This is a genomic window from Halosimplex amylolyticum, assembly GCF_051414035.1.
GTDB lineage: Archaea > Halobacteriota > Halobacteria > Halobacteriales > Haloarculaceae > Halosimplex > Halosimplex amylolyticum.
This window is the reverse complement of sequence record NZ_JBLKNW010000002.1, coordinates 57,662-75,983: the sequence shown is the minus strand read 5'-3', so window position 1 is coordinate 75,983 and position 18,322 is coordinate 57,662. Positions and strand designations below refer to the sequence as shown.

The 18,322-nt window shown below is 69.1% G+C and carries 19 protein-coding genes and 1 tRNA gene; 5 read left to right on the top strand and 15 right to left on the bottom strand.

The annotated features are described in order from the left end of the window. Nucleotides 1-173: 173 nt before the first annotated feature. Both ACMGFE_RS11005 and ACMGFE_RS11000 read left to right on the top strand, forming a co-directional pair. A complete protein-coding gene (locus tag ACMGFE_RS11005; RefSeq protein WP_436925246.1) occupies nt 174-1,508 on the top strand; it encodes a molybdopterin molybdotransferase MoeA in 1,335 nt (444 codons plus the stop codon). Continuing rightward, the gene (locus tag ACMGFE_RS11000) at nt 1,505-2,152 is read left to right on the top strand and encodes a nucleotidyltransferase family protein (RefSeq protein ID WP_436925245.1); all 648 of its coding nucleotides are present in this window, start codon (nt 1,505-1,507) and stop codon (nt 2,150-2,152) included. Before ACMGFE_RS11005 ends, ACMGFE_RS11000 begins: the two co-directional genes overlap by 4 nt. An 11-nt stretch (nt 2,153-2,163) precedes the next feature. On the opposite strand, the gene ACMGFE_RS10995 is transcribed toward ACMGFE_RS11000, so the two are convergent. The 7 genes from ACMGFE_RS10995 to ACMGFE_RS10965 form a co-directional block, all read right to left on the bottom strand. Next, nucleotides 2,164-2,316: an AbrB/MazE/SpoVT family DNA-binding domain-containing protein gene (locus tag ACMGFE_RS10995; RefSeq protein WP_436925244.1), complete on the bottom strand. Its 153-nt coding sequence runs from the start codon at nt 2,314-2,316 to the stop codon at nt 2,164-2,166. Nucleotides 2,317-2,373: 57 nt separating this feature from the next. Next, nucleotides 2,374-2,661 (bottom strand): hypothetical protein, encoded by a 288-nt coding sequence (locus ACMGFE_RS10990; RefSeq protein WP_436925243.1) that lies wholly within the window; start codon nt 2,659-2,661, stop codon nt 2,374-2,376. 223 nt (nt 2,662-2,884) lie between these two features. After that, nucleotides 2,885-3,061, bottom strand: a complete 177-nt coding sequence (locus tag ACMGFE_RS10985) for a hypothetical protein (protein WP_436925242.1) — start codon at nt 3,059-3,061, stop codon at nt 2,885-2,887. 470 nt (nt 3,062-3,531) lie between these two features. Then, nucleotides 3,532-3,604 (bottom strand) — tRNA-Gln (locus ACMGFE_RS10980). A 114-nt stretch (nt 3,605-3,718) separates the two neighbouring features. Then, on the bottom strand, nt 3,719-4,303 hold the full coding sequence (locus tag ACMGFE_RS10975; protein ID WP_436925241.1) for a homing endonuclease associated repeat-containing protein: 585 nt from the start codon (nt 4,301-4,303) through the stop codon (nt 3,719-3,721). A gap of 61 nt (nt 4,304-4,364) precedes the next feature. Beyond that, on the bottom strand, nt 4,365-4,907 hold the full coding sequence (locus ACMGFE_RS10970) for a GNAT family N-acetyltransferase (protein ID WP_436925240.1): 543 nt from the start codon (nt 4,905-4,907) through the stop codon (nt 4,365-4,367). Between the two features lie 105 nt (nt 4,908-5,012). Next, nucleotides 5,013-5,732: a profilin-fold protein gene (locus ACMGFE_RS10965; RefSeq protein WP_436925239.1), complete on the bottom strand. Its 720-nt coding sequence runs from the start codon at nt 5,730-5,732 to the stop codon at nt 5,013-5,015. A 159-nt stretch (nt 5,733-5,891) separates the two neighbouring features. Between ACMGFE_RS10965 and ACMGFE_RS10960 the strand changes: the two genes are divergently transcribed. Together ACMGFE_RS10960 and ACMGFE_RS10955 are read left to right on the top strand one after the other, a co-directional pair. Next, nucleotides 5,892-6,512, top strand: coding sequence for an IMP cyclohydrolase (locus tag ACMGFE_RS10960; RefSeq protein WP_436925238.1), 621 nt, complete (start codon nt 5,892-5,894; stop codon nt 6,510-6,512). A gap of 245 nt (nt 6,513-6,757) precedes the next feature. After that, a complete protein-coding gene (locus ACMGFE_RS10955; protein ID WP_436925237.1) occupies nt 6,758-7,465 on the top strand; it encodes a metallophosphoesterase family protein in 708 nt (235 codons plus the stop codon). Between the two features lie 33 nt (nt 7,466-7,498). Here the strand turns inward: ACMGFE_RS10955 and ACMGFE_RS10950 are convergent, their stop codons facing one another. Then, on the bottom strand, nt 7,499-8,851 hold the full coding sequence (locus tag ACMGFE_RS10950; protein ID WP_436925236.1) for a tryptophanase: 1,353 nt from the start codon (nt 8,849-8,851) through the stop codon (nt 7,499-7,501). Between the two features lie 284 nt (nt 8,852-9,135). On the opposite strand from ACMGFE_RS10950, the gene ACMGFE_RS10945 reads away from it, so the two are divergent. After that, the gene (locus ACMGFE_RS10945; RefSeq protein ID WP_436925235.1) at nt 9,136-10,401 is read left to right on the top strand and encodes a cation:proton antiporter; all 1,266 of its coding nucleotides are present in this window, start codon (nt 9,136-9,138) and stop codon (nt 10,399-10,401) included. On the opposite strand, the gene ACMGFE_RS10940 is transcribed toward ACMGFE_RS10945, so the two are convergent. The 7 genes from ACMGFE_RS10940 to ACMGFE_RS10910 form a co-directional block, all read right to left on the bottom strand. After that, complete coding sequence (locus tag ACMGFE_RS10940) at nt 10,402-11,454, bottom strand: pentapeptide repeat-containing protein (RefSeq protein ID WP_436925234.1); 1,053 nt, start codon at nt 11,452-11,454, stop codon at nt 10,402-10,404. A gap of 103 nt (nt 11,455-11,557) precedes the next feature. After that, nucleotides 11,558-12,736, bottom strand: a complete 1,179-nt coding sequence (locus ACMGFE_RS10935) for an aspartate kinase (RefSeq protein ID WP_436925233.1) — start codon at nt 12,734-12,736, stop codon at nt 11,558-11,560. 98 nt (nt 12,737-12,834) lie between these two features. Continuing rightward, a complete protein-coding gene (locus tag ACMGFE_RS10930) occupies nt 12,835-13,458 on the bottom strand; it encodes a dTMP kinase (RefSeq protein WP_436925232.1) in 624 nt (207 codons plus the stop codon). Between the two features lie 32 nt (nt 13,459-13,490). Next, nucleotides 13,491-14,045, bottom strand: a complete 555-nt coding sequence (locus ACMGFE_RS10925) for an NUDIX hydrolase (RefSeq protein ID WP_436925231.1) — start codon at nt 14,043-14,045, stop codon at nt 13,491-13,493. Further along, nucleotides 14,042-15,781 (bottom strand): glycoside hydrolase family 97 protein, encoded by a 1,740-nt coding sequence (locus ACMGFE_RS10920; RefSeq protein WP_436925230.1) that lies wholly within the window; start codon nt 15,779-15,781, stop codon nt 14,042-14,044. The genes ACMGFE_RS10925 and ACMGFE_RS10920 overlap by 4 nt, the downstream gene beginning before the upstream one ends. Before the next feature lie 117 nt (nt 15,782-15,898). Next, nucleotides 15,899-16,984, bottom strand: coding sequence for a DUF373 family protein (locus tag ACMGFE_RS10915; RefSeq protein ID WP_436925229.1), 1,086 nt, complete (start codon nt 16,982-16,984; stop codon nt 15,899-15,901). A gap of 84 nt (nt 16,985-17,068) precedes the next feature. Next, on the bottom strand, nt 17,069-18,277 hold the full coding sequence (locus ACMGFE_RS10910; RefSeq protein WP_436925228.1) for a hypothetical protein: 1,209 nt from the start codon (nt 18,275-18,277) through the stop codon (nt 17,069-17,071). Between the last annotated feature and the right edge of the window lie 45 nt (nt 18,278-18,322).

Sequence of the window (18,322 nt, the reverse complement as noted above, 5' to 3'; positions counted from 1 at the left end):
CTGGTTCCCGTCGTTCGACCCTGTCCACTCGGCGCGCCGTGGCGCCATCTTTTAAGTCCCTCCACTATGTGCATACTATTACCACGTCATATGCTATCAAAGACATCTTCCATAAAAGTTTGTGTTGGTTTCGTGGGGGACGCGGCGCGCGGCCGCTCGGAACGGCGACAGCGATGAACGGGGGATCAGACCCGGACAGTGACGACGGCGAAGGCGCCGCGGACAGCAACAGTCCCAGTGAGGGCGACAGTCCCGGCCACGACCACGATCGCGGCGACGACCACGACCACGGCGAAGACCACGAAGACGCGCTGATCGCGTGGGACGACGCCGCCGAGCGGGTTCGGGCGCTCCGTGAACGGTGGATCGACCGGTTGGGGACCGAGACTGTCGATATCGACCGTCTCGCCGGTCGCGTCCTCGCGGAGGCGCTAGACGCGCCGACGGCCGTCCCCGCCCGGAGCCACTCGACGATGGATGGGTTCGCCTTCGACGCGACCGACGACTACCCGCTGTCGGTCGTCGACGCCGACGTGTTCCCGGAGGACGACCCGCCGGCCATCGACGAGGGGGAGGCCGTCCGCATCGCGACCGGCGCGCCGGTCCCGCCGTCGGCCAACGCGGTGCTCAAACGCGAAGCGGCGACCGTCGAGGACGGCCAGTTGCGGGGCACGGACGTCGACCCCGGGACCTACGTCTACGAGCGGGGGAGCAACGTCGCCGAGGGGGAACGACTGTTCGCCGCCGGCGAGCGTCTCTCCCCGAAAGACGCTATCCTGCTCGGCGACCTCGGTATCGATACCGTCACCGTCCGGGAGCGCTTCGACGTCGGCCTGCTCGCGACGGGGACGGAGATCCACGAGGGGCGCGACCGCGACCTCGACTCGCCGATGCTCGCCGGCCTCGTCCGGTCGTGGGGCCACGACGCGACCCACGAGGGCAGCGTTCCCGACGACTACGACCGCGTGGCGTCCAGACTGGACGACCTGGCCGCCGAGTACGACGTCGTGGTGACGACCGGCGGGACCAGCGTCGGCGACAGGGACTACGTGATCCGGGCGCTCGCCGCGCTCGGAGACGTGCGATTCCACCGAGTGCGGCTCCGCCCGGGGAAACCCATCGGTGTCGCCGAACTCCCCGACCACGACGCCGTCGCGTTCGCCATCCCCGGCAAGCCCGTCGGTGCGCACGCGGTGACGACACTGGTCGCCCGGCCGTTCTTCACGGGCGAGACCGCCCTCCCGACGCTCTCCGCGCGGTTCGCTCGCTCGATAGACATCGCAGTCCCGGGGTTCGCGTACGCGATTCCAGTTACCCTCGACGACGGCGTCGCGATGCCGCTGGGTCACGCCGATTCGGCCCTGTCGGTCTACGAGGAGACGTTCGACCCGAGCGTCCTCTCGTCGAGCACTCGCGCGACCCGCGCGGACGGGTTCGTGCTCACCGAGGACGCCGTCGACCGCGACCAACCGGTCGACGTCGTTCCCTACCCCGTCGTCGAACGATGACGGGGAGCGACCTGCCGCTCGTCGAACCACCGTTCGAAAGCCCGGAGAGTGACGCTCCGCGCGTCGCCGGCGTTCTGCTCGCGGCGGGGACGAGCAGCCGCTTCGGCGAGGCGAACAAACTGCTGGCGACCCACGAGGGCGACCCGCTCGTCCGTCACGCGGCGCGGACCCTGCTGGAGGCCGGCGTCGACCCGGTCGTGGTCGTCGTCGGCCACGAGGCCGACCGCGTGATCGACGCGCTGGAGGGACTGGACGTAGCGTTCGTCCGCAACCCCGACTATCGGCGGGGACAGGCCTCGTCGGTGCGCGCCGGTATCGATGCCGTCCGAGACCGCGGAGACGCCCGCGACGCCTCGGACGCTGCCGTCGTCGCGCTCGGCGACATGCCCTTCGTCGACCCGGAAACCGTTGAGACCCTCGTCGCCGCCTACGCGTCGGGGGCCGGCGACGCGCTCGCGGCGGCCTACGGCGGCGCCCGGGGGAACCCGGTGCTGTTCGACCGGCGATTCTTCGCGGCCCTGACCGACGTCTCCGGCGACGTCGGCGGTCGCGAGATCCTCCTGGAGAGCGACGACGGCGTCCGCGTCGCGGTCAGCGACAGCGGTGTGCGGCGAGACGTCGACGAACAGTCGGACCTCCCCTGAGTCGCCGACGGCTACTCGGTGTCGCGTTTCTCGACGATTATCCGTCCGTCTTCGACGTGCCACTCGACCCGGTCCCCCGCTCCGACTTCGAGGAAGTTCCGGACCGGCTTCGGAACCGTCGTCAGGTTCTTCTCCGATATCTTCGTGTCTGCCAGCGTGCCCATACCCGGGGTTGACACGTAGTAGTTACATAGCTTACGCTATGTCGAACGGTTCGGCAGTCAGACGGCGGACTTCCAGCGGTGGGCGCCGCCGTCAGAGGCGTTCTCGAAGTCGAGGTCGAACCGGTCGGACTCCAGCAGGGTCGGGCCCGGGACGTAGGCGTCCTCGCTGTGAGCCACCAAGATCCCCCGGTCGTCCATCGTCGAGAGCACGTCGCGGACGGTTCGCTCCCGGCCGGCCACGAGATTCGCCTCTTCGATGACCCCCTCGGTGGTGACGCGACCCTCTAACATCGCCAGACGGATAGCCGCCACCCAGGCGGGCTCCCGTTTCGTCTCCCGACACATTACACTCGACCGAGGCTATCCGTGCTATCGTGTTAGTGTTTTGGGAGCGATCATGTTGTACGACCGCGGCGGAGCGTCACGCCGCCGTACTCTACCCCACCCGTCGAAAACCGACCGCGGAAACCACACGACTCGGGGTTTGAACCACTCGCGGCATCGCTTCGCTCATCCATCCGAGGCGAGCGGAGTTCGGCGACGCACTGCTATCCCACTGCGACTGACACTACTCCTCGTTCGTGACTATGAGTTCGATGGTGTATCCGAACGGGTCGGAGACGTAGTAGGTGGTGTAGGCGCCCAGCGCGTCGCTCTCTCGTTCGGCCGTACTGTCGATGCTGATGCCGTTGTCGTCGAGGAGTGTTTCGATGGCATCCGGTGGCTGTGGAATGCGGAGAGCCATGTGGCGATAGTTCGTGGCTTCGGGGTCGAAGTCCTCGGACGGGTTGACGAAGATCCGGTAAGAATCGCCGAGTTCGATGCTGAACAGGCCCGGATAGTCGGTGACGGCCGTCTATGGGTCGTCGAAATCAGTGGTGAATCCGCGGATGTCGACGTAGAACTCAATCACCTCGGAGAGTCGATCCGCGGGGAAGGCGAGGTTGACGTGGTCGATGCCGGTGGTCTGCATGGCCGCGGTTCTGTTTTGGAGCGTAATGGTTCTTCAGGTTCACCGGCAAGCGATGCGTCTCAGCGGCGGGCCGACCCCTCCGCATTGAACACTCGTATCCGGTCTGCGAGCGACCCGGATCCCGCTGCTGCAAGCGTGAGGGGAACTCCTGACGAGACGGTGCCCCGCGATAAGCCGCCTCACCACTGCCAGGTTCGCTGAAAACGGGACTCACCGCTGAAAGAGTCAAACCACTGGGAGAATAGTCCCGGGAAGATTCGAACTTCCGTCGTCAGCCCCAGAAGCTGACAGGATTGGCCACTACCCCACGGGACTTTGACATGTCGCCCTACTGCGGTTTGGGCAACGTTTCAACTGATGATTGGACGGAGCTATACTTGAGTGTTGCGGAGCAGAGAGCTACTGTGAAACGGTAACGCCCCTGAAGAATCACGCTTCTTCGTCGAGCGAAGCGGGAACCTCGTAGTGCTCTCTTCGATGGCAGTTGGCACAGAGGACTTCGCAGTTCTCGATCTCCGCCCGGATGCTCTCCTTCGCGTATCCGTAACTCACCATCTCTCCCACACCCAGATCCTTCTCGGCGGAGTCCGTGTGATGGAAGTCGAGGTACGCGGGGTGTCCGGCACCACATCGCACACATTCGTACTGCTCGCGCTTGACGCGGTGGAGCCAGCCGCGTAACATCTCTCTCCGGTCCTCTTTCTTCTGGATCTCCTTCTCTCGGTTCTTGTAGTACCATCGCTGGTATCCCGACAGCTCTTCCCACTCTTTCTCTTCCGGCAGTTCGACCCAGTCGGGCTTCGGCTGAACGGGACACCCCCCGTTTTCGCCCTGTTCGTACGTCTCCAATCCGGCCCGCTCCTTCGCTTCGTTCCAGCCGCCGAGAATTCGCATGATCGTGGACGCCGCCGGCGTCAACTCCAGTTCGACGTACTCCTTTTTCGTCGGCGCCGTGTCCAGAATGTCGGCTGCACGCTGGAGGGATTCGATGCATTCCTGCTCCGTTGTCGCCATGTTCGTCCCGACTAGTCTCAGTTCATTAACGAGTGGCTACGGAGTGAAAGTGAAACCGAGGCTATAGCTCCTTCGTATAAAAGATCATCTCGCCGACGGGCGTCTCCTCGCGCCGGGCCTCCCGGAAGCCGAACGACTCGTAGAGCGCCGTCGCGGCCTCCTGGCGCGGCGTCGTATCGAGCACCAGCTGCTCGAATCCGCGGTCGGCCGCGCAAGTTTCGAGTTCCCGGAGGATCCGGCTCCCGTGCCCCCGCCGCTGGTGGCCGGGATCGACGCGCATTCGCCGGACCACGGCGGCGTCGCGGTCGCTCTCGTGGTGGTCGACGTCGGTCGAGGGTTGGAGCGCTCCCATCGCGACGACGTCGCTGTCGCGTTCGCCGGGCATCCCGCCCCGCTCACCGTCCAGGGTGGCGCTCCGCTCGACCTCGCCGACCAGGAACTCGCCGCCCGCGTCGAGGTACTCCGATTCGACGTTTCGCAGATCCGCGTCGAGGTGGGCGTACTCCTCGTCGTAGGCGCCCGCGTCCCGGAGCGCCCGCTCGTGGAGGGTCCAGACAGCCTCCTCGTCGTCGGCATCGTACCGGCGGATAGTGAGGTCGGGCACGTTCGATCGGTCGCCGTGCTCCGAGAAAACGTCACTGCGAGCGGCAACGGCTGCCGCGCTCTCGACACGTCGTCGCTGGGCGCAGCGTGGCTGAAAATCGACCGGCTACAGCGACACGGTATCGAGCGTCTCGGAGATCTCCTCGACGTGCTCGTTGAAGGCGTCGACGAAGCCGGGGAAGTCGTCGGCGTGGGCACGCAGGTCGTAGGCCGAGGGCGGCTGGTACTGCGAGAGGATGTAGACGCCGCCCTCCCCGCCGACGCGGAGGTAACTCGCCCGTCCCTCCTCCCACTTGAGTTCCCAGCGGGAGCTGTCGACGCGGGCGGAGAACGACCCGTAGTCGCCGCCTTCGGCGCGCTGGAGTTGCTGGGCCATCCGGTCGCAGGCCTCGCGCATCCGCGAGAGGATGCGCTCGCGTTCCTGGACGACCGAGTCGACGGAGGCGATCTCGGGCAGTTCGTCGGAGACGTCGTCGAGGACGCCGTCGAGCGAGCGGACGTACTCGTTGAACGACTCGACGAAGGCGTCGTAGTCGGTCAACGCGTCGGCGAGCGCTTCCGGCTCCGGCGCCTGCTGGGTCGAGACGACGTAGACGTCGGCCCCCCGGCCGTCGAAGCGGAGGTACTCTACGTCGCCGCCCTCGTACTTGAGCGTCCACGTCCCGCGGTCGGTCTCGAACGCCTCCTGGCCGTAGTCGCCGCCCTGGAGGCGGGCGAGTTCGCGCGCCATCCGGCCGGCGTGGTCGGTCACGTCCGCGACCACTTCGTCGCGCCGCTCGGCGGCGGCGTCGGCACCGACCACGTCCGCATCGAGGCCTGCTGTCATCGACGGATCGAGGGGCGCGAGGGGCATAACCCCCGCGCTCTCGCTTCGTCCTCCCCGCTACGAGGCGCCTTGCACCTCGCTTCGAGGGCTCGTTCCGGGCGGTCACTCGCCCCCGTTCGGATCGACATTTACTTTCGCGACTGGGGCCGACAACCGCGTATGTACCTCGGACGCTTCGTCGTCGTCGCACCTGCGGTGGGCGCCTACCGCGTCTCCTCGCGCTCGTTCCCGAACCGGAAAGCCACCGGCCGCCAGCCGGGCACCGTCACCGTCGGCCCGACCGACGACGCCCCCGAGACGGACAACCCCTACGTCGAGTACAACTGCCTGCAGGAGACCGCCCGCGGCGCGGTGATCGGCAACGGCTCGCACGTCGACCCCATCGCCGAGAAGCTCGCGCTGGGCTATCCCGCCCGCGACGCGCTCGCCGAACCCCTGCTCGCGCTCGACTTCGAGAAGGACGACTACGACACGCCCCGGGTCGCCGGTATCGTCGGCGTCGACCCCGCGGACCCGAGCACGAACGCCGACGGTCCGGGCGCCGTGATCGGGACCGTCCGCCGGGACGCCCTGCTCGTCGAGGAGGTCACCGAACCGACGCTCGTGGCGACCTACGAGACGGACAGCCCCGAGCCCGTCGACTTTTCGGCGGTCGACGCCGCGGGCGCCGCCCGCGAGGCCTACGACATGGACTTCGAACACGAGGTCTGCGCCGTCGGCGTCTCCGGGTCCGCCGTCGAGGGGTACGCGACGGCCATCGTGAACGGCACCGACGAGTAGACGCCGACCGCCAGCCGCCGGCCGCCAGCCGCCGACCGCCGACTGCCAGCCGCCAGCCGCCGACCGCCAGCCGCCGACCGCCGACCGCCAGCCGCCGACCGCCGACCGCCGACCGCCGACCGCCACCCGCCAGCCGCCGACCGCCAGCCGCCGACCGCCGACCGCCAGCCGCCGACCGCGGAACTGCCACTGTGCTGCCCTTCGTCTACCGTGGAACTAAGACGGCGGAGCGCGCACGCCACCTCATGAAAGTGGGCGTCATCTCGGACGTACACGGGAACATCCCGGCGCTGGAGGCGGTTCTCGAGGCCATGCCGCCGGTCGATCGGATCGTCTGCGCGGGCGACGTCGTCGGGTACAACCCCTGGCACGCCGAGTGCGTCGCGGCCATCCGCGGCGAGGGCGAGACGGGACTGAGCGACGAGGCCGAGGCGATGCTGCCCGACGGCGAGGTGCCGACGGTGATGGGCAACCACGACCGCGCGGTCGCGTTCGACCAGGCCTACGGCTTCAACGACATGGCCGCGACCGCGGTCGACCACGCCCGCGAGACCTGTTCCGACGACCAGCTGACGTGGCTCGGCGAACTGCCCGAACAGCGTCTGGTCTGCGACGGCCGGATGCGACTCGTCCACGGCCACCCGAACGACCCCGACCGGTACACCTACCCCGAGGAGTACAGCGCCGACATGCTCGGCAGCGAGGACGTCCTCGTCATGGGCCACACCCACGTCCAGGGCCACGAGATCTTCGACGAGGGGCTCGTCATGAACCCCGGCGCCGTCGGCCAACCGCGGGACGGCGACCCCCGCGCCGCCTACTCCCTGGTCGACTTCGACGCCCAGGAGATCGAGGCCCGCCGCGTCGAGTACGACGTCGACCGGGTCGTCGACGCCGTCCGCGAGGCCGACCTCCCGCTCCGCATCGGGACGCGACTCCGGTCGGGGCAGTAACGCCGCTCGTTCGACGGCCGGCTCCTGGCCGAATCACCCGTCCAGCGGCCGGAGTTCGGCCGAGAAGTGACGCAGCTCTTTCATCGGTGGTTCGTCGACCACCTCGAAGCCGGTGAGTTCGTCCGCCCGCTCGACGACCGCGGCGGCCGTCTCGCCGACGTGCTCGAAGTGTTCGCGGTGGTACGTCCGGCGCGGGACGGCCAGGCGGACGTATTCCGGCCGGTCGGTCTCGGGGAACGCGAAGCTCCCGAGTTCGACCGTCCGGACCCCGCCTTCGAGGTAGAGCTCACAGGCCAGCGCCTGGCCCGGGAAGGCCTCCGACGGGAGGTGCTCCAGGGCCGCGCCCGCGTCGACGTAGACGGCGTGGCCCCCGACCGGTTCGTAGATGGGTAGTCCCGCGGCCGCCAGTTCCGCGCCCAGCGTCGCCACCTGGTCCACGCGGTGGGCGAGGTAGTCGTCCTCGACCGCCTCGCGCAGTCCGACGGCCATCGCCTCCAGATCCCGTCCGGCCAGCCCGCCGTAGGTGGGAAAGCCCTCGTAGAGGATGGTCCGCTGTTTCACGCGCTCGAGGAGGTCGTCGAGCCCGTCGTCGACGGCGACGAACCCGCCGACGTTCGAGAGGCCGTCCTTCTTCGCGCTCATGACGAGCGCGTCGGCGTAACCCAGTTGCTCGCGGGCCACCTCGGCCGCCGACGCGTCGGCGAACTCCCGTTCGCGCTCGGTGACGAAGCGGGCGTTCTCGGCGAAGCGGCAGGCGTCGATCACGAACGTGGCGTCGATCTCGTCGGCGAAGGCGGCCACCTCGCGGGTGTTCGCGACGCTGACTGGCTGGCCCGCCGCGGAGTTGTTTGTGATGGTCAGGACGACGACCGGGACGTTCTCGGCGCCGACCTCCGCGACGCGGGCGCGACCGGCCTCCACGTCGAAGTTCCCCTTGAAGGCGTCCTCGGAGTCGGGATCACGGGCGGCCGGGACGGGGCAGTCCACCGCCTCGCCGCCGTTGGCGACGACGTGGGCGCGCGTCGTGTCGAAGTGAGTGTTGTTGAGCACGCGGTCGCCCGCGGAGACGAGCGTCCCGTAGAGGACGTTCTCGGCACCGCGGCCCTGGTGGGCGGGGACGACGCGGCCGAAGCCCATCACGTCGTCGACGGCCTCGCGGAGTCGCCGGAACGAACTGCTGCCGGCGTAGGACTCGTCGCCGCGGTGGAGCGCGGCCCACTGGGCGTCGCTCATCGTCCCGGTCCCGCTGTCGGTCAGCAGATCGACGAACACCCGGTCGGCGTCGAGATTGAAGAGGTTGTACCCGGCGGCGTCGAGCGCGGCGGCGCGTTCCCCGGAGTCGGGCAGGTCCGCGGGCGTCGCCATCCGCGTCGCGTACGAGCGCATGACTCCACTCCGGGCGGCTCGGACTTATTTCGTGTGTGACAGGAACGTGCACCAGTGGCGCCATCCGGCGAGCGGTGGGCACGACCGTCCACCGGGCACCGCGCTGGGGGCCGGCGCGGACTCGGTGGCGGCCGACGTGGCGGCGGGGCCGCGGCGGATCCGGCAGAGGGTTCAGGTCGCTGCGGCCCGAACGGGGATCCGCGACCGCGAGTTCGAGTCGGTGACTCGCTGCCGTCCGATTCGGGGCGAGATCGCGAACGCGAACGATTGCCAAGTCCAAACGCATGGCAGGTCTCTTCGAACTGCTCGCCGGTATCCTCCTCGTGTTGAGCGTCGCGGCCGCCGTCCGCGTCGTCGCCGCTCGCACCAGCGAGTCGGCCTACCCGGTGTTGCTCGTCGTCGTCGGCGTCGTCCTCTCGATTGCGGGGCTCGATCCCGACTTCCGGCTCTCCTCGGACCTCATCCTGATGGTGCTGGTGCCGACGGTCCTGTTCCAGGGGTCCCAGGAGACGAAATCCGAGGCCTTCGTGCGCGTGCTCCCCGTCGGCGTCCTGCTCCCGATCGTCGGCCTCCCGGTCGCGGTGGTCCTGCTGGGGCTGCTCGGGAGTTACGCGTTCGGGCTCCCGCTCGTGGTGACGCTGCTGTTCGCGGTCATCATCTACCCGGTCGACCCGGTCGCCATCGTCGCGCTGTTCCGGGAAGCGGACGCGGCCGAGCGCCTGTCGATCCTGGCCGAGGTCGAGAGCCACTTCAGCGACGGGTTCGCCGTCGTCACCTTCGGCGCGATGATCGGCATCGTCTCCCAGCGCTTCGAGACCGGAGCCGACCTCTCGACGCTGCTGTCCGCGGCCGACCTGGTCGGCGTGGCCGTCGAGATAACGATCGTCAGTTTCGGCGGCGTCATCGTCGGCCTGGCCGCCGCCGCGCTCGCGCTCGCCGTCCTCCGGGCCATCGAGGACCGGATGGCCGAACTGCTGACGACGGTCGTCCTCGCGTACGGGAGCTTCCTGCTGGCGGAGCACTACCTCCACGTCAGCGGCGTTCTCGCGACCGTCGCGGCCGGGCTCGTGATCGGCCTCTACGGCAAGGGACGTGCCGTTCACCCCGACAACGTCACGTTCATGGAACGGACGTGGGACACCGCCGCGTTCATCGTGTTCACCCTGGTGTTCGTCCTCGTCGGGATCCAGGCACCCTGGCGCCGGCTGCTGTGGAACGCGCCGACGGTCCTGCTGGCCGTCGTGCTGGTGCTCGTCGTCCGGGCGATAATCGTCTACGGCGTCACGAACGTCCTCCCGGTGACGGGCACCGAGCCCGTCCCGCTGCGCTTCCAGCACGTCCTCGTCTGGGGCGGCATGCACACCGTCATCCCGGTCGCGCTCCTGCTCAGCGTCCCCCGGGAGTTGCCATTCCGGCCCGCCCTGGTGGAACTCGTCTTCGGTGTCGCGCTCGTCAGCATCGTCGCTCAGGGGTTGCTGTTCCCCGTCGCCCTCCGTCTCACGGGGTCGAGCGAGGAACCGGACGAGGAGTCGCCCGGACTGTTCTGGTGATCACCACGTCACGATCCGTGCGAGGACGAACACGAGCAGCGCCGACAGCAGGGAGCCGACGATCGAGAGCGTCCCGGCGAGAAAACGTGCCCAGGCGCCGATCGGCTGGATGTCGCCGTAGCCCAGCGTCGCGAACGTCACGACGCTGAAATAGAGGCTCTTGAACAGCACGCGCCCGATCCACCAGACCGGCGCGCTCGAGGGGTCCTCGATGGTGTAGGTGATCGCCTGCTCGCCCTGGATCTCCATGATCCCGCCGGTCAACGGGAAGAGGACGGCCGAGGCGACGATGGCCAGCAGCGCTGCGAGGAGGATGCGATAGGGACTGCTCCCGTAGTGCATCACCCATCGCGACAGTTCCCACTTCGCGGCGGTCAGGTAGTCGCCCTCGCTCCAGGCCAGCCGGCGCCGCGCGTCTTTCTCCTGCGTGTAGCTCTCGCGGGCCAGTCCCGGTAGGGCGTTGTCCTGGTAGAGCCGCCTGAGCTGGCGGTACGTCCACGCGGCGGCCTCCAGGGGATGGTCGTCGCTCAGCGTGGGACGGACTGGCTCGCGCTCGTAGGCGGAGACGTGGCTGAATCGCGTCCCGGCGCCGACGTGGACGTCGGTGAACACCGCCTCGTTGGTCAGGACGTGCTCCAGCGTCGCTCGCCGGAGGTCGGCGTTCGTGAAGACGGCCCCTTCGAGCGTCGCTCCCGTGAAGTCCGCGTCGATGGCGGCGAGGTCGCTCATGTTCGCCAGCGTGAGGTCTGCCCCGCCGAGGTCGGCCCCGTTGACGACGGCGCCCGTGAAGTCGGCACCGACGAGCGACGCCTCCGCGAGCCAGTCGACGCCGACGAGTGACGCCTCCCGGAGGTACGCGCCGTCGAGCGATTCGCCCGGCTCTGGCCGGAACCCCTCCAGCGTCTCCGCGCTCTTGCCGTCGACGGTCGCGTGCCAGACGCAGCGGTCGTTGTCGTCCCACGTCGGGCGGTCGCACTCCTCCGCCGGGACCGATACGTCGCTCAGGCCGACTTCGAGGCGGTAGCCACAGCGGTCGTCAGTCGAAGTCTCCATGGACCCGCTACGGGCGCGAGGGGGAAGTCGGTCGCGACGCGGGACCCGATGGGGGTATGCAGTCCCCGCGAAGTGTGGCCGCCGAGCACTGTGGACGACCGGTTCAGAAGACGTCCTGGACGAGTTCGAGCGTCTGCTCGCGGTCGTCCCAGGGGACGAACACGGAGACGGAGGTCGCGGAGGTGATCACGTCGTAGAGGTGGATGTGCGCCTCCGAGACCGGGTCGATGGTGCGCTTGACGATGCCGGGCTGGTTGGGCAGGTCGCTGCCGGTGACGCGGACGACGGCGATCTCGTCCTCGACGGTGACGCTTGAGAGGGCGTCCTCGTCGACGACGCGGTCGTGCAGCAGCGCCTCGGCCTCCTCGGCGTCTTCGACGTTGACGTAGAAGGTGATCGAGTCCATCCCCGAGGAGTTGGCCTCGATGTTGATGCCCTCCTCGCCGAGCGCCGTCGCGAGTTCGCCCAGGATGCCCGGGCTGTTGCGGATGGCGCGGCCGGCGATCGTCATGCAGGCCAGCTGGTCTTCCTGCAGGTCGATGAGGTTCTGGAACTCGCCCTCGATGGAGGTGCCGCCCGTCAGGAGGTCGTCGTGCTGGTAGTGGACGACCCGAACTCCGAGGTCGCTGTCCTTGTAGGAGAGGGCGGAGGGCGCGACGACCTCGGCGCCGCGGAACGACAGCGACCGGAGCTCGTCGACGGTGATCTCGCCGACGTTGCGGGCGCCCTCGACGACGCGGGGGTCGCCGGTCATGACGCCCTCGACGTCGGTGACGATGACGACCTCGTCGGCGTCCATGAACTTGCCGAGCATGACGGCGGTGGTGTCCGAGCCGCCGCGGCCGAGGGTCGTCACGTTGCCCTGGTGGTCCTGGGCGAGGAAGCCGGTGATGACCGGCACGACGTCCCCGAGTTGCCCTCCGAGCGCGCTGGCGCGCTTGGTCGTCTCGTCGACGTCGACCTCGCCGTACTCGTCGGTGATGATCGGCCATCCCTCGCTGCCTGGCTCGAAGAACTCGGCGTCGATGCCGCGAGCGGCGAGCGCGCCCTTGAGCATCCGGACCGACGTCCGCTCGCCCATACTGACGATCTCGGCTCGGTCGGCGTCGTCGGCGTCGTAGTCGATGTCGTCGAGCAGTTCGTCCGTCGTCGAGCCCATCGCGCTGGCGACGACGGCGACCTCGTGGCCGTTCTCGATGGCCGCGGCGATCGAGTCGGCCGCCCGCGTGACTCGCGAGCCGTTGCCGAGACTCGTGCCACCGAACTTCACTACGACCCGCATCGGATCACCCGCATTGTGTGTGCGTGACGCATAGCTGGTGCAGTGGCGTTGTCCCTCTCCCCGAATAACTGTGTCCATCTCGGGGCGGCGAAACTCCGCTATCGTGGGATTTCCTCGGCAATATCTGCCATAGCCGTGGAAATCTCGCCATCGTTCTCGTAGACGAGGGCGTTCTCGCGGTCGGCCAGCAGGTCGCGAAAGCGCGCCTGACGTTCGGTGTGGCGCTCGCGGACCTCCCCGTCGTCCAGCAGTTCCGGCCGATACGTCTCGAATCGTTCGTGTCGCGTCGCTTCGTCGATCGTCAGTAGAACCGTCAGGTCCGGTTCGACCGGCATCGCCGCCTCGAACTCGGCCAGCGTCTCGGTCATGGGGACCCCGTCCCGGTCTTCGACCAGCGCGGTGTCGTAGACGGCGACGCTGTCGAGGTAGCGCTCTGTGAGGACGACGTCTCCGGCGTCGAGGGCGGGACGGATCACCGTCTCGGCCTGGTAGGAGAGGCTCGCGAGCGCCCCCGCGGTCAGCGAGAGCGCGCGTTCGCGGAACTCCTCGCCGCCGTACACCGAGAGCGTCCCCGTCATGAAGTCGCCGACTTCGGCGTCGGCGAACTCCGGGACGGTCGTGACCGACTCGCCGTGGTCGCGCAGTTCCTCGCCGAGCGCGTCCAGCAACGTCGATTTTCCCGTCCCGGCCGCCCCCTCCAGCACGACGAACGTCCCAGTCATCCCTCGGGGGTGCGAGCGGGCGGGGTATCAATTCAGGGGCAGTCCGCCCGTGAGTCGTCCCAGTCTGCGACCTGTTCTTCGAGAAAGTCGTGAACTCTGTCCGGCGGTTCCGCGAACCATCGCGCCTCGACGATCTCGTCGTCCCCGATATCGATCTCCGTCGCCTGGGCGTCGGCATCGAACCAGACGGTGAGCATCTGGAACCGCCGATCGGGGTCGTTCTCGTGGACGGCGGTCTTCCGACGGGCACGGAAGACGCCGGCCAGGTCGACCTCGATTCCGGTCTCCTCGCGGACTTCTCGGCGGGCGGTCTCGGCCATGGTCTCACCGGGTTCGTGGCCGCCGCCCGGCGTCCCCCAGCGGTCCGGCTCTCCCTCGTGGCGGATCAACAACGCCCGATCGTCCCCGTCGGTCACGAACGCACCGGCGTCGCCGATCCACCCCTCCCGAACCATCTCGACGCCCGACTCGAAGAAATCGGGGTCGTTCTCGACGGTCTCCTCGACGACCGGGAACTCGCCGAACTCGGCCGTCAGGCGGGCCAGTCGGCGGTCGACATCCTCGCGAGTCTGCTCATCGACGGTCATCGCGTGAATCGCGCCGCGAACCCGCCGTTCTCGGGCACCACGATGTCGAGCGCCTCCTGGCCGGTGACGGTCCACTCCTCGGATTCGAGGACGCCCCCCGTTTCGTCTCGAACGACGTGCGCGCTCCACTCGTCCGAAGCGGCCGCGTCGCCCGACCCGAGGAACGAACAGTCGACGGTCACGATCCGCTGCGGACCCGCCGTTATCGACCCGAGGAACCACTCGTCGCCGTCCCGGCGGGCGACGGTCGCCTCGACGCCGGGGTGGCCGCCGACGAACCGCGTCTCGTCCCACGCGGCCGGGACCGCTTCGAGGAACCCCTCCGCTTCGGGTCGAGCGCCGTACTCGTCGATGGAATCCGCGAAGTGCTGGAGCGGCGACTCGAAGACGACCGAGAGCGCGAGTTCGTGGCCGGGCGTCGTCTGTGCCGCCTCGGCGGAGAAGGTGACCGGAGTGTAGTCCATCGGGCCGACGACGTTACGGGTGAACGGGAGCGTGCAGTTATGCTCGGGCGTGACCGTGCTCCACTTGTAGTACTCGGCGCCCATCACGCCCTCGTAGGTCATGACGTGCGGGTAGCGCCGCTGGAGACCGGTGGGCACGACGGAGCCGTGGAAGTTGACGAGCAACTCGTACTCCGCGGCGTCCTCGGCGAGTTGGTCGTAGAACTGCATCCGACCCTGGTCGTCGTGGTCCATGAAGTCGACCTTGATCCCGGCGGCGCCCCAGTCGGCCCACGCCGAGAGCCGCTCTTCGCGCTTGGTCTCGGTGTTCAGGTCGGTCCAGTGCGACCAGAGGACGATATCGACGCCCCGCTCGTTCGCGTAGTCGATCAGGTCGGGAACCTCGTCGCGGCGACGGGGCCATCCGGCGTCGACGAGGACGTACTCCCAGCCGCGGTCGGCGGCGTAGTCGACGTACTCCCGCTGGCGGTCGAAGTCGTCCGGACTCGACGACTCGGACCACCACGACCACGCGACGCGGCCGGGTTCGACCCAGTCGTCGTCGATTTCGGCCGCGCCGACGAGGTCCGTGACGAGCGTCGACTCGACGACGGTCGTCAGGTCGCCGACGACGGCGACGCGCCAGGGCGTCTCCAGCGGGAAGTGGGCGTTCATCTGGGTCTCGGGCACGCCGAAGGTCATCTCGGACTCGCCGGCGACCAGACGCGACGCGGCGTAGTCGCCGTCCGCGCCGGCCTCGGCCAGGAGCAGCCACTGGTCGTCCACCCGAAACAGTCCCGGTGGGCAGTACTCTCCCGCGGTCTCGACGATGGGCTGCTGGCGGGCGCTGGCCTCGTGGGCCTCGTCGAAGGGGATCAGCCACGAGACGGCGTCGCGGGGGAGCGAGAACGTCGTCTCGTCGCCGGTGTGCCGTTGCATCGCCTCGCCGGTGACGCGATAGCGGACGGCGACGCCCTCCGCGGCGACGCGGAGGGCGACCTCGACCACGCCCATCGCGTCGGGGTGGTCGTAGGTGATCGTCCGCTCGACTGCGCGGTGGCTCCGCTCGCGGGCCTTCCCCTTCGGCATCTCGTAGGTCTCCTCGATCTCGGCGGCGTCGCCGACCGACACGTCGGCGTCGGTCCAGTCGACGCCGTGGAGTTGGCGGGAGAGCTTCTCGACGGCGAGTTCGGAGGGCGTGACGAGCGTGGTCCCGGCGCGTTCGATCGCCAGCGTGGCGTCTTCGGGGTCGAACACCGCCGTCGTCGCGCCGTCGGGGCCTATCAGTCGCATGCCCCGAACGGGGGACGGACGTCGCAAAAAGTTGCCGGGTCCCGAGGATCCGGGCGGCGAACCCTCTTCCGGAACGGCCGCCTCAGGTCGGGCGTCGAACGCGGCGTTCGACGCTCCTCACGTCGGATTGACGCGACTGCCCAGTCTGGATTCGGCCAGCGCGAAGGCGAAGGTGCTGGCCAGGCCGAGCAGCGTCGCGCCGGTGAGGGTGAAGGCGAGGTACGACAGGTCCCCGAACGAGAGGACGAAGCTGCAGACGCCGTGGAGGATGAAGGCGATGGCGAGGACGTAGACGGGTGCGTTGAGGTGGCGCCACTCGAACTCGCCGTCGATGTAGCCGTCGACGACGCGGCCGAGGCTGCTGGTCACGCCGGCGGCCGCGAACCACTGGAGCGACCCGTATATCAGCGCCGCGATGACCTCGATGACGTCGAGCGCGGTGTCCGCCTGGGCCTGGAGGTCGGTGACGGTCTGGACGCCGGTGAACCCGCCGATGACCAGGAGGAGGCCGGCGACGAGGTAGGTCACCAGCGACACGCGCCCGCCGTAGAGCCCCTCGCGCACGCGGTCGACGAACGTGTCGAGGCGTTTGCCGAGCGCGAGCCCTCTGGAGAGCAGGTAGAAGCCGATCAGCGCGGAAGTGACCCCGAACACCGCGCCGGGCATGTCGAGTTGCTCGGCGACGATGGACAGCGGGTAGATGAGCAGGAGGATGCCCATCGGGATGAGCAGCGTCCCGCGCGTCTCGGGGTCGTCCAGCACCTGCTTGATGGTGTAGTACATCGATTCCAGGTCCTGGGCCTGGCGGACGACGACGCGCTGGACGCCGTCGATGGGGACGCGCGAGCGGATGACGGGCAGCACCGATTCGTCCTGCGCGCCGTCGGTGACGACCATCGCGCGCACGTCCTCGCCGGTCGCCAGTCCGGCGAGGACGGTGTCGAGTTCCTCGCCGACCGCGCGGTTGGCGGCCACGTCGCTGCCGTCGACGCCGGTGACCGCGGCGACCTCCACGGACTCGTCGGTGATGCGGTCGGCGATGTGACACCCCTCGAAGAGGACGTTCACGTCGCTGTCCTCGGGGTCGGCGGTCGCCAGCTCGACGGCGGCCGCCTCGACGGCGTCGCGGCCGACCACGGGCGTGTCCACTCCCGTCTTGCGCCCCAGGTCGTCGTCGAGGTCCACGCACAGGACCAGCAGCATTGGTCGGAGGTAGACTGCCGGCGTGTATCAGTCTTCGGGGCTCCCGGCGGCGCGACTCGCGGTGCGTTTGCGGCCTTCGGCTCGTCACTCCCGCGACGCGCGGTCGCGCAACCGATCGATACGTCGGTTCAGCGACGGCTCCATTCGCCGCAGTGTCGCGAGGCGCCCCCACTCCATCGGGGCGTCGTTCAGGTCGGCGAACCGACGGATGGCCGCCTCGACCGCCTCGCGACTCGTCCGGCCGGCGGCGTCGGCGTCGGCGCGATACACGAGCCGCGTGCCGGCACACAGTCCGACGGCGCCGGCGGCGAGGACGCCCAGGGCGGCGACTCCATCGCCGACGCCGGGCACCGAGACCAGCCCGGCCGCGAGCCCGCCAGCGAGGGCGATCGCGCCGCCGACGACAGTCAGACGCGCTTCGAGGTGCATGACGCGGGCGCGGCCGGCCTGGAGCGCGAGGTAGCCGCGGAGTCGCTCCTCGTCGAGTTCGGTCAGCAGGTAGTCGGCGACGAAGAGGTGTCGACGGCCCGGCGGTCCGCGGACGAACGCGAACGCCTGCTTCGCGTCGGCGACGTCGATGACGCGTACGCCGTGGGGGTCGAAGCCGACGTCCGCACAGCGGCGGTCCAGCCGCTCGCGTTCGGCGTCGGTCGGCGCTCGCGTCGACTGCGTGAGGCGGATCAGCCACGGCGAGCCGACCCACACGGAGACCAGCAGTGCGCCGACGACGCCGAAGAAACCGACGCCGGTCGAGAGACTGTCGCCGAGGAGCGTCACACCGACGACGACCACGCAGAGGAGCGCGACCATCCCGGCCGCGTAACGGGCGAGTCGCACGGCGACGGCCGCGGCAGATACGTCGACGGCGCGGAGGTCCCGAATCGTCGGAAACGCACCGAAGTAGCCCGCGACGACGGCGACGAGCGGTGCGGTGAGGCCGGCGACGACCGCCACGGCACCGCCGACGGCCGACTCGCCCCCGGGGAGCCTCCCGGCGGCGGCGTCGACGGCGCCGAGCCATCCGGCCGCGGCCATCGCGACGAGCGCGACGACGTAGGCGAGCGGCAGGCCGACCCGGAGGGCCCGGCGGATCCGGGTCAGCGCCGCCGTCGCGTCGGCCGCGCCCCGGAAGCGGCGACTGTACGCGAACAGCGCGAGCGCGGCGACCACGGAGACCGCGGCGAGCGCACCCAGAGCGGTGACGGCGTCGCCAGTGCTGGCGCTCGCGCTCGGCTGGCGTACCGCCGGAGCGCGCGGGAAGGCGCCCGACGGGAGCGGGTGGAGGGCGGGCATAGACGGGCCTGCGGCCGGTTCGGCGAAAAGGTTTGTGTGTCGACA